Source organism: Sorangium sp. So ce1014 (assembly GCF_051521505.1).
Taxonomy (GTDB): Bacteria; Myxococcota_A; Polyangia; order Polyangiales; family Polyangiaceae; genus Sorangium.
Genome location: NZ_CP150356.1, coordinates 3,679,624 through 3,695,739, shown reverse-complemented (window position 1 = coordinate 3,695,739; position 16,116 = coordinate 3,679,624). Strand labels below are relative to the sequence as shown.

Annotated in this window: 10 protein-coding genes; 6 read left to right on the top strand and 4 right to left on the bottom strand. The window is 74.2% G+C overall.

The window, feature by feature from the left end; genetic code table 11:
• Positions 1–147 precede the first annotated feature (147 nt).
• A complete protein-coding gene (locus WME75_RS14135) occupies positions 148–2,406 on the bottom strand; it encodes a PilZ domain-containing protein (RefSeq protein ID WP_437490646.1) in 2,259 nt (752 codons plus the stop codon).
• Positions 2,407–2,666: 260 nt separating this feature from the next.
• Between WME75_RS14135 and WME75_RS14130 the strand changes: the two genes are divergently transcribed.
• A complete protein-coding gene (locus WME75_RS14130) occupies positions 2,667–3,029 on the top strand; it encodes a hypothetical protein (RefSeq protein WP_437490643.1) in 363 nt (120 codons plus the stop codon).
• Between the two features lie 71 nt (positions 3,030–3,100).
• Here the strand turns inward: WME75_RS14130 and WME75_RS14125 are convergent, their stop codons facing one another.
• Positions 3,101–8,242 carry an AAA family ATPase gene (locus WME75_RS14125; protein WP_437490640.1) on the bottom strand — a complete coding sequence of 1,714 codons (5,142 nt, stop codon included), beginning with the start codon at positions 8,240–8,242 and terminating at the stop codon, positions 3,101–3,103.
• Between the two features lie 212 nt (positions 8,243–8,454).
• Here WME75_RS14125 and WME75_RS14120 point away from each other — a divergent pair, with 212 nt between their 5' ends.
• From WME75_RS14120 to WME75_RS14100, 5 genes are all read left to right on the top strand, one after another.
• Complete coding sequence (locus WME75_RS14120) at positions 8,455–9,162, top strand: RNA polymerase sigma factor (RefSeq protein WP_437490638.1); 708 nt, start codon at positions 8,455–8,457, stop codon at positions 9,160–9,162.
• Positions 9,155–10,540, top strand: coding sequence for a FecR domain-containing protein (locus WME75_RS14115; RefSeq protein WP_437490636.1), 1,386 nt, complete (start codon positions 9,155–9,157; stop codon positions 10,538–10,540). The genes WME75_RS14120 and WME75_RS14115 overlap by 8 nt, the downstream gene beginning before the upstream one ends.
• A gap of 43 nt (positions 10,541–10,583) precedes the next feature.
• On the top strand, positions 10,584–11,717 hold the full coding sequence (locus tag WME75_RS14110) for a hypothetical protein (RefSeq protein WP_437490633.1): 1,134 nt from the start codon (positions 10,584–10,586) through the stop codon (positions 11,715–11,717).
• A 149-nt stretch (positions 11,718–11,866) separates the two neighbouring features.
• Complete coding sequence (locus tag WME75_RS14105) at positions 11,867–13,270, top strand: hypothetical protein (RefSeq protein WP_437490630.1); 1,404 nt, start codon at positions 11,867–11,869, stop codon at positions 13,268–13,270.
• Positions 13,271–13,554: 284 nt separating this feature from the next.
• A complete protein-coding gene (locus WME75_RS14100; RefSeq protein ID WP_437490628.1) occupies positions 13,555–13,803 on the top strand; it encodes a hypothetical protein in 249 nt (82 codons plus the stop codon).
• A gap of 511 nt (positions 13,804–14,314) precedes the next feature.
• On the opposite strand, the gene WME75_RS14095 is transcribed toward WME75_RS14100, so the two are convergent.
• Both WME75_RS14095 and WME75_RS14090 read right to left on the bottom strand, forming a co-directional pair.
• On the bottom strand, positions 14,315–15,709 hold the full coding sequence (locus WME75_RS14095; RefSeq protein ID WP_437490625.1) for an IS1380 family transposase: 1,395 nt from the start codon (positions 15,707–15,709) through the stop codon (positions 14,315–14,317).
• 36 nt (positions 15,710–15,745) lie between these two features.
• Positions 15,746–15,886: a hypothetical protein gene (locus WME75_RS14090; protein ID WP_437490623.1), complete on the bottom strand. Its 141-nt coding sequence runs from the start codon at positions 15,884–15,886 to the stop codon at positions 15,746–15,748.
• Positions 15,887–16,116 lie beyond the last annotated feature (230 nt).

Genomic DNA, 16,116 nt, shown 5'->3' with positions numbered 1-16,116 from the left:
GGACCGTGAAGGCGAGAGCGCGAAGGCGGGAAGAACAGGGTCTGTTCTTCTCGCCTTCGCCTTCCTGTTCGTGGAGCGGGACCGCCCGGGCAGGGAGGCGCCGAGGGTCCGCTCAGCGCCTCGACCCGCCGGGGGCGCGCGAGCGCGTCAGCGCCCCTTATCCTTCTTGTCGCTCCCCTTCTCGCTCTTCTTCTTCTTCTTGTCGTCGTCCTTCTTCTTCGACTTCGACGCCACCTTCTTCGGCTCGTCGCGGCCGAGCGCGATCTCCAGGCGATCGCCGCGCGCCTTGGCCTTGTAGGCGGGCACGCCGTCCTTGAACTGCAGGGTGATCTCCGCGCCGTGCGGCGTGTTGACCACGCGCACCGACGCGATGCGCTTGTCCTTCCGGGCCAGGCCGCTGCCGGAGGACAGCGCGCGACGGTCGGGCAGCGACACCGTGAAGCCCATCGCGCCGGCAGCGCCGTTCAGCTCCTCGATGGCGCCGTCCATCTTCAGCTTCAGCACGACGGGGCTCCTCACGGTCCCCTGACCCCACTCCTTCGGGCCCTCCTGCGCGTCGTCGTCCGCCTCCGCCTCGTCGTCCTCGCCGGGGCCGCCCGGGATCGCGGCCGCCCGCGCGAGCGGGTCGTCGGCCACGGCGCCCGGGTCGGCCGGCGGCGTCGGCGGCACAGGCTCCGTCGTCGACAGCGGCGTCGCGCCGAACAGAGGGACGTTCGCCGTCAGCACGCCGCCCGGCGCGGCCGCCGCCCCCGCGGCCGCCGGCAGCGCAGGCGCGCCGGGCGACGCCGGCAGCGCCGGAGCGCCCGCGGCGGTCTGCGCGGTCCCGGCCGAGGGCGCATCGCCGCCCTGCAGGCCGAGGAGGCGCGCGGCCCCGAAGACAAGGAGCACCGCCGCCAGCCCGAGGAAGCTCCCGGCCGCGGCCGCCTTCTTGTTGAAGCGCGGCGGCTCGGCCTCCTCGCCCGCCGTCTCGTCGGCCTCCTCGCGCACCAGCCGGCGGCCGCCGGACTTCAGCGCGCCGGCCGGCGGCAGCGCCGTCGTGCGGCGATGGCCCCCCTCCTTGGACTCGTCCCCCTCGCCTGCCGCGCGCGCGGCGCGCCGCTCCTTGATCCGCGCCAGCATGCCGGCCATCGCGGTGGCCGCGCGCGCCCCGGCGCCCGCGAGCGCCGGGGCGATCTTGCCCGCCACGGCCTTGCCGGCCATCGCGGCCTTCTCGCCGACGTCGCGCAGCCGGCTCGGCTGCGCGTCGGCCGCCGGCGCTGCGCCCGCGTCCTCGGCTCCCTCCTGCGCGGAGGGGGGCGCCGCGTCCTGCGCCGAGACCGGCGCCGCGTCCGCCGCGCGCGCCTCCTCCGCCGAGGGCGCCGGCGACAGGTCGCCGTCGTGGTCGTCGTCTCCCTCGATCGCCGCACCGCCGCGCGCGGCGCTCGCGGCGCTCGCGCCGACCGAGGCGCGCTCGCCCTGCGGATCGCGCGCAGGCGCCGGCGCCGACGACGCCCGCGCCGGCGCGCGCTCGCCCGGATCGCGCGGCGGCGGCGCCGACGACGCCCGCCCCGGCGCGCGCTCGCCCGGAGCGGCCGGCGGCGCCGACGACGCCCGCCCCGGCGCGCGCTCGCCCTGCGGCGCCGACGACGCCCGCGGGCCCTCGCCCGGCGGCGGGACCGACGGCGCCCGCGCGGGCGCTCCCGCGTCGAGCGCCGCCGCCGGCCTCGCCGGGGGCAGGGACTCGGACGACGCCGCGCGCGGGCGCGACGCCCTGGCCGCGCGGGGCGCCTCGTAGCGCAGCGTGACAACGAGCTGCGGCACGCTCGTCGCCGGGTCGACCTCGACCTTCACGTGGTCGATGTACGCCTCGCGGCGCGTGCCCTGCTCGACCTCCTCCAGCTCGAGGGAGCGGCCCACCTTGAGGAACTCCAGGTTGGAGCCGACCTCGAGATCGTCGAGCCCCCCCGCGCGCACGCGCGCCTTCATGGGCGAGCCCAGCCCGTCGATGTGGAGCCGCACGCGCGCGCCCCGCTGCGCCGCGCCGGAGGGGACCGCGAGCGCCGGCGCGGCGCCGGCGGCGCCGGCATCCATCGACGAGCACATCGAGCGCACCGCCTCCTCCGCCTCGGCGTCGAGGCCGGTGAAGCGCAGGCCGAACTCGCCGCCGCGCGCCTCCTCGGCGCGCCAGCACACCTCGCCCTCGACGACGAGCTCCTTGCCGAGCCCGTCGAAGCGGCAGATCAGCGCGTCGCCGACCCGCGGCAGGTACGCCGTGCGCAGGCGCATCCCCTCCGGGGACATGTCGATCGATTCGGCCTCGAAGCCGCCGCCCGACGTCTCGCCGATCGCGACGAGCGCCTCGATGCGGACCCGCTGCCCGGCGCCGGCGCGCCGCTCGCCGCCGCCGCTCTCGCGATCTCTCTCCAAGGATTCCGGCGCCTTGCGAACGCCATCTCCCTCTGCGCCTCGAACGTTCATACGCCCACTCCTCCGCTTCGCCGCGAAGCCGCGTCCGCGATCGCGGGACCTCCGCGGTGCAGAGGGCCCTCTGGCCGGCAGTACGGCCTAAGCCCGGCGCTGGCCAAATTTTGGAGGCCGCGCGAGGCGGCGAGGCGCAGGCGCGGCATGGAGATCGGCCGCTCGCTTCGCCTGGCGCCCCGGGGGGCAAACGTGGGAAGCTTTCGGCGATGGGCAAGGACGAGCCGCCGCAGAACCGGGACAAGCCCGCGTCGCCCGCGAACCAGGACGTCGTCTTCATCCACAGCCCCGTCGAGCAGGGGGAGGGCTTCCGGGTCATCCGGAGCCGGGAGGACCGGATCGAGATCGGTGAGCTGCGGCCCACCGAGCACGGGCGCCCGCTGGCCGGAGAGCTCGTGAAGCTGACGCAGCGGTCCGAGCACACCCGGCTCTTCGACGTGGAGGTGCTGCTCCCGGGGCCCCGCGGGGCCGGCGCGCCCCGGTCCGGCCCCGCCCAGGTCGCGACCGACGCCTACCGCTCCAACTGGGAGTCGATCTTCGGCCACCGCGAGGAGAACAAGCTCGCCAACTGAGGCGCCCTCGGCGCCGGACGCCGCGCCGGCGAGCCGCGGCGCGTCGCGCAGGCTCGCCAGCCGGGCCGCCCTCAGCCACGGCCACCGGACGCCACGCTGGCGAGCCGCGGCGCCTCGCCGGTCCTCCGGATCGCGTAGGCGATCCCGCGCTGGAGCGTCCCCTGGACGACGGTCTCGCCGAGATCGATGCCGAGGCCGACGAGCGTCTGCGAGACGCGGGGGGCGATCCCTGTGATCACCGCCTCGGCGCCGAGCAGGCGCAGCGCTGTCGCGGTGCGCAGGAGCGTCGCCGCGACGCCGCTGTCCACGCCCCGCACGCCCGTGATGTCCAGGATGACGACCTGGGCCCCCGTCTCCGACACGCCGCGGAGCGCCGCGGCGAGCGCCTCGTCCGCGCGCTGCGCGTCGACGGTCCCGATGAGCGGCATGACCATGATCCTGTCGGTGATCGGGATGAGCGGCGTCGACAGCTCCGCGAGCCGCTCGCGCTGCATGCGGATGAGGTCCTCCTGCAGGCCGGCGCGCTCCTGCTCGGCGCGCGACCGCTCGGCGAGCTCCTCCTCGAGCTGCGCCTTCGCCGAGGAGAGCTCCGCCGTGCGGGCGGCGACGGCCGCCTCGAGCGCGCCGTTGGCGCGGCGGAGCTCGTCGCTCGCCGCCTGGACGCGCGCGTAGAGCAGCGCGTTCTTCACGGCGATGGCGGCCTGCGCGGCGACGAGCTCGAGCACGTCGAGGCGGGCGCGCGAGAACACGTCGGGCGCGGCGTTGTTCTCCAGATAGAGGATGCCCGAGACGTCCCCCTGGCTCACCATGGGCAGCGCGAGCACGGATCGCGGCTTGCGCGCCGCGACGTAGGGATCGCCGTCGAAGCGCGCGTCCTGCGCGGCGTCCGCCACGACGACGGCGCCCCCGCTGCTCATCGCGAGCTCGATCACCCGCGCGGCCGCGGCGCCGCTCTCGCGCACGGGCGTCGACGGGCCGACGCGCACCTCGCCCTCGTCCTCGACGACGGCCTCCACGCGCGGCCCGCCCTCGTGGTCCAGGATCAGCGCGCCCCGCTGGGCGCCGACGCTCTCGATGGCGAGCCGGAGCAGCCGCGTCATGACGCGGCCGAGGTCGATCTCGCGCGCCACGGCCTGCGCGGCGCGGATGAGCGCCGCCGCGTCGAGCAGCGCCACGCGCCGCGCGACCATCTCGGTCGTCGACGAGGCGACCGAGGTCAGGTTCGACAGGAGGTCCGCGGACGCGGGCTGGCCCGCCGCCGCGCGGGGGAGCAGCTCGACGTAGGCCTCCTCCATCTGCCGCAGCTTGGCCGTGGCGCCCCAGCGCGCGTAGGCCTGGTAGGCCTCGACGAGGCACGACCGCGCGAGCCACGGCATGCGCCTCGAGGCGAGGAACCTGCCGCAGCGCTCGCTGACGAGCGCGCGGTAGCGCACGTACCCCGCCTGCTCCGCCGCGTCGCTCGCCTGCTGGTAGAGCTCGAGGATCGGCTCCAGCGCCTCCCCGGCGACGCGCGCGCGCTCCGCCCGGACGAGCAGCTCCAGGTGCCGGAGCTCCGGGCAGTCCCGCGCGAGGACGGCGAGCTTGTCGTGGCTCGACGCGAGCATCTCGGCCAGCGCGCCGTCCTCCTCGCCGCTCGCCCGAGGGCCGAGCGCCAGGAGGGTGAGGCAGGTGTAGAGCGGCAGATCGACGACGCCGATGTACTGGCCCGTCAGGGCGCGGGCCCGCTCGTGCGCGCGGCGCGCCATCCGGAGCGCGCCCTCGTGATCGCCGTAGAGGTACGCGAGCGCGAGCTTGTTCGTGTAGTAGAAGCCGGCGACGATCGCGAAGCCCATCGCCTCGAGCTTCGGCGCGAGGGCGTCCTCGTCGAAGCCGGCGTCGCTCAGCGTGCCGCGGTCCAGCGTGCGCCCCTCGAGGTTCTGGATCACCTGCCGCGCGACGGTCTGGACCGCCGTCGACAGCGCGTCCTTCGTGCGGGAGGTGAAGCGCAGGAACCCGCCGACGTCCTCGCGCACGCGCCGGAGCTCGCCTTCCAGGCTGAGCTTCATCTGGGCGACGAGGTTGGAGGACGCCGACGCGAACATGAAGTCGCCGGTCTCCATCCCGGCGATCCGCGCCCGCTGGAGGACCTCGAGCGCCTCGCGCTGCGGCCTCGAGAGGCTCATGACGACCCCGTAGTTGAAGTCGACCTTCGCCCTGATGGCATCGACCCGGTACCTGTCGTTCAGGGCGACGCCCATCCGCACGATCCTGTAGCCCTCGTGCGGCTGGCCCCAGAACGCGGCCAGGTAGAAGCCGTGGAGCGCGTACGCCACGCTGGCCATCGGCGAGCTCCCGTGCCGGAGCGACAGGTTCGTCATCCTGACGGCGAGGAGCTGGGCCAGCGGCGGGTTGAGGAAATACGCCGACGGCGAGCCGTGGCCGAGCATCTCCACCACGGCCCTGACGCGCGGATCGGCGAGCTCCGGGCCCGCGCCGACGTCCTCGCCCCGCCGGGCGGCGAAGCCGCGCTCGGCCTCGGCGAGCTCCGCGCCGAGCGCGGCGGCGAGCGCCTCGCCCTCGGTGGGCACCTCCATGCCGAAGCGGCGCAGGCCCTGGAGCGCCACCGCGAGCGTGTCCGCCCAGCGGTGCTGCGCGTTGTAGAGGACCATCCGCAGGCAGTCAACGCGCGCGCGCTCCACGTCCGAGGCGGCGCGCTCGAGGAGGGTGTCGAAGAGCGCCTCCGCCTCGTCGCAGCGGCCGCTCAGGTGCGCGCACTCGGCCTTTGCGGCATGGATGTCGAAGACGTCGAAGGCGAGGCCAGGCTCGCCGGCCCATGGATCCGGGCCGAGCGCGGACGCCGCGGCGCTCAGGTAGCCGAACGCGGCGTCGTACGCGGTCGCCGCCTGCGCGCGCCGCCCCGCGGCCAGGTTGAGCCGCACGAGCTCGCCGCGCTCCGCCGGATCCTCGCTCAGGGCCGCGGCGACGTTCAGGTGGCCGACGACGACGAACAGCTCCTCGTCGCTCGGGTCCTCGCCGAGGCTCGCCGCGAGCAGCCGGCCGATGCGGTGGTGCAGCCGCTTCCGCTCCGGCTCGTCGATGAGCGCGTACGCCGCCTGCTGGACGCGATCGTGCAGGAACCGGTACGAGACGCGGAACGAGGGGTCCTCGAGCAGCCTGCCCGCGACCGCCGCGTCGCCGGCGTGGACGAAGCGGTACTCGGGATCGAGGGGTACGACGAGGCCCTCCCGCAGGGCCTCCCAGAGGGCCGCGGCCACCTCGCCCGGGGGCTGCTCGGCGACGAGCGCGAGCGTCCTGAGGTCGAAGCGGTGGCCAACGCAGGCGGCGAGCCGGAGGGCGCGCTGCGCGCCGGGCGCGAGCCGCCGGATCTTCGCGGCCATCAGCTCGACGACGCCCTCCGCGCCCTCCGCGCTCCGGGCGCGGTCGAGGCTCCACGCCCACGCCCCCGCGGCCGGATCGAAGCGCACGATCCCCTCGCCGGCGAGGGCGTGCAGGAGCTGGTGGATGAAGAACGGGTTGCCCGCGGTCCTCTCCAGGATCAGCGCCGCGAAGGCGTCCGTGTCCTCGAGGCGGCAGCGCAGGGTGTCGGCGAGGAGCCGGCGGATGTCCGCGAGCTGGAGCGGCCCGAGCCACACATCGGAGACGGGCGCGTTCGCCGCCCGCAGGTCGCGGACGAGCCTCGCCAGCGGGTGGGCGTCGTCGACCTCCTGGTCGCGGTAGGCGCCGATCACGAGCATCCCGCGGCCGTCCGGATCGGTCATCAGGAGCTCGAGGAGCTTCAGCGAGGCCGGGTCGGCCCACTGGAGATCGTCGATGAAGAGCACGAGGAGGTGCTCCTCCGTCACGGCGCGGACGAAGGTCTGGAACGCCAGGCTGAAGCGGTTCTTCGACTCGTTCGGCCCGAGCGGCTGCGCGGGGGGCTGGGGGCCGATGAGGCGCGCGAGCTCGGGGATGACGTCGACGACGACCTGCCCCATCGAGCCGAGCGCGGCGCTCAGCCGGGCCTTCCAGCGCGCCACGGACGCCTCGCCCTCCGACAGTATGCGCTCGCACAGCTCGCCGAACGCCTGCGCGATGGCCGCGTAGGGGGTACGCTGCTTGAGCTGGCCGAACTTCCCCGAGACGAAGTACCCGGGCCGCCGCGCGAGCACCTTGTAGACCTCGCGGACGAGGGCGGACTTGCCGACGCCGGCGTGGCCGGAGATGAGGAACAGCTCGACGGCGCCGGCCGCCACGCGCTCGCACGCGGCCACGACCGCCTGCGTCTCGGCGTCGCGCCCGTAGAGCTTCTCCGGCAGCCAGAGCCGGCCGCCCGCGTCGCGCTCGCCGAGCGGGAAAGGTTCGACGCGGCCGTCGGCCTCGTACCTCCGGAGGCACTCCTCGAGATCGGCGCGCAGCGCCTCGGCGCACGGATACCGATCCTCGGCGGCCTTGGAGAGGAGCTTCATGACGAGATCGGAGACGACGCGCGGGATCTCGGCCGACGCGGCGTGCGGCGGCGTCGGCGTCCTGGCCAGGTGACAGTGGACGAGCTCCATGGCGCTCGGCGCTGTGAACGGGGGAGCGCCCGTGAGCATCTCGTAGAGGGTGACGCCCAGGGAGTAGAGGTCCGTCCGGCAGTCGAGGCTGCGGTTCATCCAGCCCGTCTGCTCGGGTGAAATGTACGCCAGGGTCCCCTCCACGGCGTCGGGGCTCTCGGCCCGCGGCGCCTCCTGCGACAGGCGCGTTGCGATCCCGAAGTCGGAGAGCTTGACCACCAGCGGATCGAGGCGGACGAGGAGGTTGTGCGGCTTGACGTCCTTGTGAATGACGCCCGCGTGGTGCAGCGACGCGAGGGCGTCCGCGACGTGGATGCCGATCCGCAGGATCGTGGCCAGACCGAGCCTGTCGCTCCGCAGGACGATGTCGAGCGACGCCCCGCCGAAGTCTTCCAGGACGAGCACGGGCCCCCCGTCGCTCTCCTCGACGTCGAGGATGCGGAGGACGCCCGGGTGCGCGATCTCGCGCGTGATCACCTGCTCGTGGCGGAGCCTCGCGATCGCGCGCGGCGACGCCCGCCCGGCGCTCGGTCCCTTCAGCACGACGGGCTGCCCGTCCGACGCGCGGCGCGCGCGGCGCACGGTGCTCATCGGCCCCTCGTGGAGGAGGGCGTCCACGGCGTAGCCCTGCAGCGGGCTCGCTGATCCGGTGGCATGAACCGCGCCGAGCTTCGTCATGCGTTCAGGTTACAGCCGATACAACACCTTCCGTGACGGCGTTCCGTGACGGCGTTCCGTGACGGCGTTCGGCGTCGCGGCTCTTCGACGTGGAGGTGCTGCTCCCGGCGCCCCGCGGTCGCGCCGGAGCGGCCCCGGAGGTCGCGGCGGAGCCGCTCCGTCCACATGCTGAATCTTGAGCCGCGGAGCCCGCCCGGGGAGCACTGCTGGGTGTGATCCGAACGCGCCGCTCGACCGTCCCGCCCTTGACAGCGGTCGCGCCCTCCACGCAAAGGGGGAGCGTGCAGGCGCTGCCGCTGTCCGCGACCGACGACGTGGCGCTGGCGCGCGCCGCGGCGCAGGGACACCCGGGCGCCGCGCCGGTCGTGTGGCAGCGGTTCGCGCCGCTCGTGCGCCGGATCCTGACGCGCACCCTCGGGCCGGGCGACGAGGTCGACGATCACGTGCAGGACACGTTCCTGCGCTTCTTCCGCGTGGCGAAGGACCTGCGGGATCCGTCGCTGCTCTCGAGCTTCATCATCGGCATCGCGGTGCGCGTCGCGCGCGCCGAGCTGCGGCGCCGGCGCCTGCGCCGCTGGCTCCAGCTGTCGCCCTCGGGCGAGCTCCCGGACGTCGGCGGCGCGCAGCAGGATCCGCAGGGGCGCGCCGCGCTCACGCGGCTCTACGACATCCTCGACAAGGTGGACGACCGGTCGCGGGCGCTCTTCGTCCTGCGGTTCATCGAGGGGCTCGAGCTCACCGAGATCGCCGACGCGCTCGGGTGCTCCCTGGCCACGACGAAGCGCCACCTCGCGCGCGCCTCTCACCGGATCCTCACCGCCGCGCAGCGCGATCCCGCGCTCTCGGCCTACCTCACGAAGGCCCCGCAAGCGCTCGATCCGCCCGGAAGCCTTGCCTGCGGAGGAGAGCACGATGAATGAAGCGGAGAAGTTGAGCCGGCTCGCCGACCTCGCGCGGGAGGGCCTCCCCGCCGACGTCGACGCGGCGCACGACGCCGCCGAGCGCGCCCGCTTCGTCGAGGCGGTGAGCCGCGGGGCCGCCCGCCGCCGCGAGGGCGACCTGGGCCGCGTCGCGTCGTGGCTGCGCTCCCTCGGGCTCTGGCCGCTGCCCGCGGGGCGGGCGCGGTGGGGCTTCGCGCTCGCCGGCGCGGCGGCGCTCGCGCTCGCGCTCGTCGCGCTCTGGCCGTCGCGGCGGCTCGACTACGCCGTCGAGGGCGCGCCCGGCGCCGCGGGCGGCTACATCGCCGCGGTGGGCGAGGAGGCGCGGCTGCGCTTCACGGACGGCACCACCGTCGCGCTCTCGCCGGGCAGCGCGCTGCGCGTGGCGGAGGTCGACGCGGTCGGGGCGCGCATGCTGCTCGAGGACGGCCGGGCGTCGCTGCGCGTGACGCCGCGGCCGAAGGCGCGCTGGTCGGTCGAGGCGGGGCCGTTCGCGGTGCTGGTCACCGGCACGGCGTTCGACGTGTCGTGGACGCGCGGCGACGGCACCCTGCGCGTCGATCTGCACGAGGGGAGCGTGACCGTGCGCGGGCCGCTCGCGCCCGACGGGCTGCCGCTCCGCGCCGGACAGCGGCTCGTGGCGCGGATGCGCGAGGGCGACGTGAAGATCTCGAGCGGCGACGCGGCCAGCGCGGCGGGGCCGGCGCAGCAGGGGCCGTCGTCCGCGGGGGCGGCGCTGCCCGGCGGAGACAGGAACACCGGACCTGGCGACGAAGGCGACGCCGGGGCCGCACGGCCGGAGGGCTCGCGGGCTGAAGGGGCGCCCGCGGGCCTTCCGCCGGACGGTTCGGCGGCGGCGCCGGACGGCGCGGCGGCGGCGCCGGACGGCGCGGCGCTGGCGCCGAGCTGGGCGAAGCGCGTGGCGGCGGGGGATTTCCGGTCGGTCCTGGCCGAGGCGGAGCAGCGCGGCCTGGGCGGCGTGCTCGATCACGGCCCCCTCGACGACCTTGTCGCGCTGGCGGACGCGGCGCGGTACGCGCGGCGGGGCGACGTCGCGCAGCGCGCGCTCACCGCGACGCGCAAGCGGTTCCCCGGGACGAGCCACGGGAAGGCGGCGGCCTTCCTGCTCGGGCGCATGGTCGACGACGGCGGCTCACCGGGGGCGGCGGTGGCCTGGTACGACGCGTACCTCGCCGAGTCGCCGGGCGGCCCGTTCGCGGCCGAGGCGCTCGGCCGCAAGATGGTCGCTGTCGAGCGCACGGGCGGCCGGTCGGCGGCGCGCCCGGTGGCTGAGCTCTACCTGAAGCGCCACCCGCGCGGCGCGCACGCGCCCGTGGCGCGCGATCTCGTGAAGCCGTGACGCGTCGCCGCCCCCGCCCGCGATCTGATAAAGCCCTGGGCGAGTGCGCTCCTTTTCTCTTCTGACCTGGCTCTTGCTCGCCCCGGCGCTCGCCCCGATGCGGGCCGAGGCCGCGCCCCCGCCGGAGGCCGCGGCGGCCGCCTCGCGGGTCGTGATCGTCGAGGCCGACGCGGACGACCCGCTGGTCCGCGAGGCGGCCACGCGGCTCCGGGCCGAGCTCGGCGCGGCGGGGTTCGAGGTGGTGCGCGTCCCGCGGGCGCGCCGGGGAGACGCGCACGACGCGCGCGACGCGCTGGAGCGCGCCGCGCAGGACGAGGGCGCGTTCGCGGCCGCGGCGATCTTCCGCTCCCGCGCGGGCGCCACGGCGGACCTCTGGATCGTCGACCGGGTGACGCAGAAGACCGTCGTGCGCACGGTGGAGGTGTCCGGCGCCGCGGCCCCCTCGGTGATGGCCGTGCGCGCCGTCGAGCTCCTGCAGGCGAGCCTCCTGGAGGCCAACCTGCTCTCGACTCGCGCGCCGCCCGAGGGCGCGGCGGGCGGCGAGCGCGTCGCCGTCCCTGACGACGTGCGGCGGTGGATGGCGCCCGTGCGGCGGCAGGCCGGCGCGGATCCGGCGGCGGCGCGGGCCGGGATGCTCGCGGGCGTCGGCGTGGAGGCGGGGCTCGTGGCGCTCCTGAGCGCGGACGGCATCGGGCCGGCGCTGGGGCCGGCGTTGCGCCTGTCGTACGGGGCCGGCGCGGGCGGCGGCGGGGGCGCGCTGCCCGCGGGGCTCGCGGCGCGGCTGACGTTCGCGGGGCCGGCGCTGGGGCCGGCGCTGGAGGGCGTGCTCGGCACGGTGTCGGTCCGGCAGGAGATGGCGTTGCTGGAGGCCGTGTGGGCGCTGGAGACGGGCACCGCGGTCTCGCCGGTGCTCTCGGCCGGCCTGGGCGGATTCCACCTGTTCATCAGCGGCGACCCTCTGCCCCCGCTCCGGAGCGCCACGGGCGAGGTCTGGTCGATCGCCGCGACCTTTGGCGGGGGCGCCGGGCTGCGTCTCACCGAGCGCGCGGCGCTCCTGCTGGACGCGCACGCGATCTTCGCCGAGCCCCGCGCCGTCGTGACGCTGGGCGGCGAGCGGCTCGGCACGGCGGGAAGGCCGACGTTCGCGGGGTATCTAGGGCTGCTCGTGCGGCTCTGAGGCGAGATCGGGTCGCCCGCCGGCGGCGACATCGGAAGACGGCGCGGGGCCGTTTGCCGATGTTGGAGCCGCGCCGATTCCGTTACTGTCTCGAGATCAGTCGAGGGCGCGCCCGCTGTGGGCAGGGCCTCCTGGCGCGGGAGACATCGATGAAAACGCGAACAGTTTCGGCGGTTTTGCTCACCACGCTCGCCTTTTCGACAGGGTTCCTCGGTTGCTCTGACGACGCGGACGACGGCACGGGAGGGAGCTCGCCGAGCACGAGCTCCGTTTCCGGGAGCGCCAGCTCGGGTGCTGGCGGCGACGGCGGCAGCGGCAACGGCGACGGTGTCGACGGCAATGGCGGTGACGGCGGCAGCGGTGACGGCGGCAGGGGTGACGGCGGCAGCGGCGGCGACGGCGGCGGCGACGGCGGTGGCGGCGACGGCGGCGGGAATGGGGGGCTCGGCGCTCGGTGCGAGGTGGACGCCGACTGCGCGAGCGACATTTGCCTCTCCGAATCGGGCAACGAGTTCTTCGGCGGAGGCCCGGCGGGCGGGTACTGCACGACGTCGTGCGCTGTAGACGGCGATTGTGAGGGCGATGGCAGCGCGTGCCTTGAAGGCGTCTGCCTTCTGGGATGCCAGTTGGGAGAGCCCCCGCTCGTCAGCATCGTCGACGAGCTCGATCCGGCGAAGTGCCACGGCCGCGAGGAGCTTCGCTGTGACAGCATCGGTGATGATGTGACCGTGTGCATGCCGGGCTGCGGCTCGGACAGCCAGTGCGCCGGCCGCGTGTGCGACCCCCGGATGAACCTTTGCGTCGACGAGCCGACGGCCGGGCTCCCTGCGGGCTCAGCGTGCGAGATCGGGAACGAGGGCACGGATCCCTGCGCGGGGTGGTGCATCCGCTTCAGCGCGTCGCTCGCCGTTTGCGCCGGGCTGTGCGCGCTCGGCGGGGACGTCGCGAACGAGGACTGCGGAGGGCTGGAGAGCGGTCTGTGCACCTACGCGCTGACGGAGGATCCCGGCATCGGCGACGCCGGTGTCTGCGCCAAGGCGTGCACGAGCCACGGCGATTGCCCGATGCCGCACGCCTCGTGCGGGTTCGCGGGGCTGGACAGCAACGGTTTTTGCTACTTCGGACCGACGGCTTGCCCGCGGGGCCAGAGGCAATGCACGGAAGAAGGCGAGGTCTGCACGGTGACGCCTCAAGGCCGGCTGTGCCTCGACGAAAGATACCCGCTGAGCAATTCGGGAACGGGCGGCGCGGGCGGTGAAGGTGGTGCCGGCGGTACGGGCGGCGCGGGTGGCGCCGGCGGTGCGGGCGGTGCCGGCGGCGCCGCTGGTGCCGGCGGCGCCGCTGGTGCCGGCGGCGCCGCTGGTGCCGGCGGCGCCGCTGGTGCCGGCGGCGCCGCTGGTGCCGGCGGCGCGGGTGGCACCGGGGGTGCCGGCGGTGCCGCTGGTGCCGGCGGCGCCGCTGGTGCCGGCGGCGCCGCTGGTGCGGGCGGCGCGGGTGGCACCGGGGGTGCCGGCGGTGCCGCTGGTGCCGGCGGCGCGGGCGGCGCCGGCTGACCGGTAGCTCTCCATCAGACCGCCTCCCCATCACGGATCCGGTGCTCGCGGAGCGGTTCCACCGCCCTCCCCGGGGTGTTCTCGGGTGGTGCCCTAATTAGGGCAGACGACCTGCTGGCCCCTTGACCGACGGAAGTTTCGTAGCTGCGGCGCTCGGATCGGCGTGAGCGACGGGCTTCTCGCCGGACGCATAGGGGCGCGACCTTCCGAAGGCGCACCTTGGCCGCCCCACACCCATGCCTACATGGTGTGCTTAGGTGGCATCCGCGTGCTATCCATCGCGGATGAGCGAGAAAGATTCTGAAAAATTCCAGTATCAGCAGTGGGAATACAAGCAGCTGTCCGAGTCCTACGTGAAGGCCCACGCGCATCCGTTCCTGGACGCGCACCTGGCCAGTCTCGGCAAGGAAGGCTGGGAGGCGTATGCCGTCGTCTACGACGGCCACGACCGCACCCACTACTTCAAGCGGCCAATCATCGTCGAGCGTCCGTCCGGCGCTGAGCGCGCCAGGAAGATGGTTGCGGGAGTATAGGCGCCCCTTGACGGCCTGACCCTTTCAACTCGGCTCGACCGGCCCGTCCTCGTCCTGCCGGTCGATGCGGTGCCGCAGCCGGGTAGTGCTCAATTCTGAGCAATGGGCCCGGGGCGGCCTGATGGGCCGCGCTCTGGAACGTGCCCCCCCGCAGGCCATGAGCAGGACGGCCGTGTGCGCCTCGAGCGCCCATCGACGCGCGCGCTGAACGGCACGCCCGGCCAGCGGACGTCAGGCCGTCCCGCTGACGCGCTGCACCTCTTCCCACCAGGCTCGATGCGCCTCTTGCCATTCGTCAAGCAACTGCTGGCGCCGCGCTTGGCTCACGCCACCGTGAGCGCCTGCATTTAGCTTCACATTCGCGCGTCGGAGCGGCAGTGGACGGGCGATCAGACATTCCGCGGCGCGCCGGACCGCGAATGCGCGAGAATGCCGGTTCTTGCGGCATTGTCGCGAGGCGAGGGCACACCTCCCCCTTTCCCCCAATACAGTCGCCATGCTGGTCTGCTGATCAGTTGAGCCAGCGTCCGAGCAACGACATCTCCGGCACGCGGAGGATGCGTTCACGTCCTGGGCCTCGTAGCAGGCGCCCGGGAACGAGGATGAGCTCCCGGCGAAGCCAGGGCACGGTCCAGCGCGAGAGCTCGGGGAAGCGCCGGAGCACGTAACGGCGCATCAGGTTATGGGCGAGGAGCTTCAGCAGGAGCATCGCGTGGTTCGCCGCGAAGGTATGGCTCGGGACCTGACCACAGCCCCAACCGTGCTTGAGGTCGCGGATCAGCACCTCGATGCCAGCCCGAGGGTCGTAGCGGGCGGCGACGTCCTCCGGCGCTTCGGCCATCTCGTTGGTGAGGTAGACCTGCACGGTGTAGTCGAGATCGTCCCAGAGATAGATGTGCCTGGCGTACGTCCGGTCGAGCGTCCGGACGGCGATGACGCGAGCCTCGAGATTGCCCCATTCGCGGCGTCGAAACGGGACCTCCGCGACCTGGCGGCGAGGCCGACCGTCGGCGTCCCAGTCCACGGTCTTCCAGCGCGTGACCAGCGAGATCGCACCTGCGAGATCGCGCGTCAGCCTGGGCTTGGTCAGGAAGAAGGCCGCCTTGTCGGCGATGGCCCGGAGCAGCTGGGTGCAGTCGCCGGCGGCGTCGATGCGCACGTACACGGCGGCCTCGGGGGCGGCCGCGCGGACGCGATCGAGGCAACGTTCGACGTAGGGCACGTCGTCGTTGCCGAAGCTCGTGTCTCCCGGCCGGAGAAGGGCGCCGATGACGGTGTTGGTTTCGGCGACGCGGACGAGCAGCGGGTGATAGCTGGGCCGGCCGCGGTAGCGAGGATTGGGTCCCGGTCGGGCTCCTTCCTGCGAGCCGAACAGCGGCTCGACGGTGGTGTCCACGTCCAGATGGACGATCTCGGGCGGCGCTTGGGCGAGCGGAGCGAGCCCGTGCTCGGAGAGCATCGTATCGAGCGCGGCGAGCGCCTGCTCGTCGAAGCGGCAAAGGTCACGATAGACCGTGTCGATGCTGGGCACGACGCCACCGGCCAGATGCGCGAAGAGCGGGTCGTTCGCCAGGGCCTCCAGGCCGAACACCCGCGCTTCCCCGGCCACGGCGGCGTCGATGAGCAGCCGCATCTGGGCGGCCATGGGATAGAGCACCCGGCTGTCGGGCTTGAGTCGACCGAACGTGCGCCGGAGCTCGGCGTCGACATCGAGCTCACGGAGGAAAACACCGAAGCCGACCAGCCCAGCCACCGCCGTGAGGGTCGTCTCCGTCGCGCGGATGTGCACCGCGCGCGGGTCGGGACGGCGGACGCGAGTGCGTCGCGGCGGGATCGGTTTGGGCTTGCTTCGGCGGATGCGCCGTCGCACCTTCGAGGTGCTCGGCGTGCGCTTGCCTTGGGTCATAGCAAACGCAACGGCTGCGCACGCCGAGCCTTGTCTTCAAGGCGTTCCGCTTTGCGCCATCAGTTTGCCATTATTTCTGAATGGCTCAGCACGCGCGAAATCCAGGTTTAGCGCGGCGTAGCGCTTGTGGGCCTCCGCGCGCAGTTCATCCGCCTTTTCCCAGGGGTTGTTCGCCATCCGGTGCTCCTTCTGCGAGGGACGCGGATCCATACGCCATCCTGCCATCGCCGAACAATCTGCCCAGGTGAGCAGTCGAGCTTCCCGAACGGCTCGGCGCCGTAAGCGCATTGGTAGATCCTACTTTCTCCAGCCCGGCCGTGAAACCGGGCGATGAAGGGCAAGACCCCCTTTCAAACCGTGCGTGCGGATTTCCCGCACACGGCTTACCGGTGGCCTCTCGGGCCGCT

What these genes read in the sequence shown, in the direction of transcription:
- WME75_RS14100 (WP_437490628.1), top strand. Translation starts at nt 13,555, where the DNA reads ATGAGCGAGAAAGATTCTGAAAAATTCCAGTATCAGCAGTGGGAATAC.
- WME75_RS14105 (WP_437490630.1), top strand. Translation starts at nt 11,867, where the DNA reads ATGAAAACGCGAACAGTTTCGGCGGTTTTGCTCACCACGCTCGCCTTT.
- WME75_RS14130 (WP_437490643.1), top strand. Translation starts at nt 2,667, where the DNA reads ATGGGCAAGGACGAGCCGCCGCAGAACCGGGACAAGCCCGCGTCGCCC.
- WME75_RS14115 (WP_437490636.1), top strand. Translation starts at nt 9,155, where the DNA reads ATGAATGAAGCGGAGAAGTTGAGCCGGCTCGCCGACCTCGCGCGGGAG.
- WME75_RS14125 (WP_437490640.1), bottom strand. Translation starts at nt 8,242, where the DNA reads ATGACGAAGCTCGGCGCGGTTCATGCCACCGGATCAGCGAGCCCGCTG.
- WME75_RS14095 (WP_437490625.1), bottom strand. Translation starts at nt 15,709, where the DNA reads ATGACCCAAGGCAAGCGCACGCCGAGCACCTCGAAGGTGCGACGGCGC.
- WME75_RS14090 (WP_437490623.1), bottom strand. Translation starts at nt 15,886, where the DNA reads ATGGCGAACAACCCCTGGGAAAAGGCGGATGAACTGCGCGCGGAGGCC.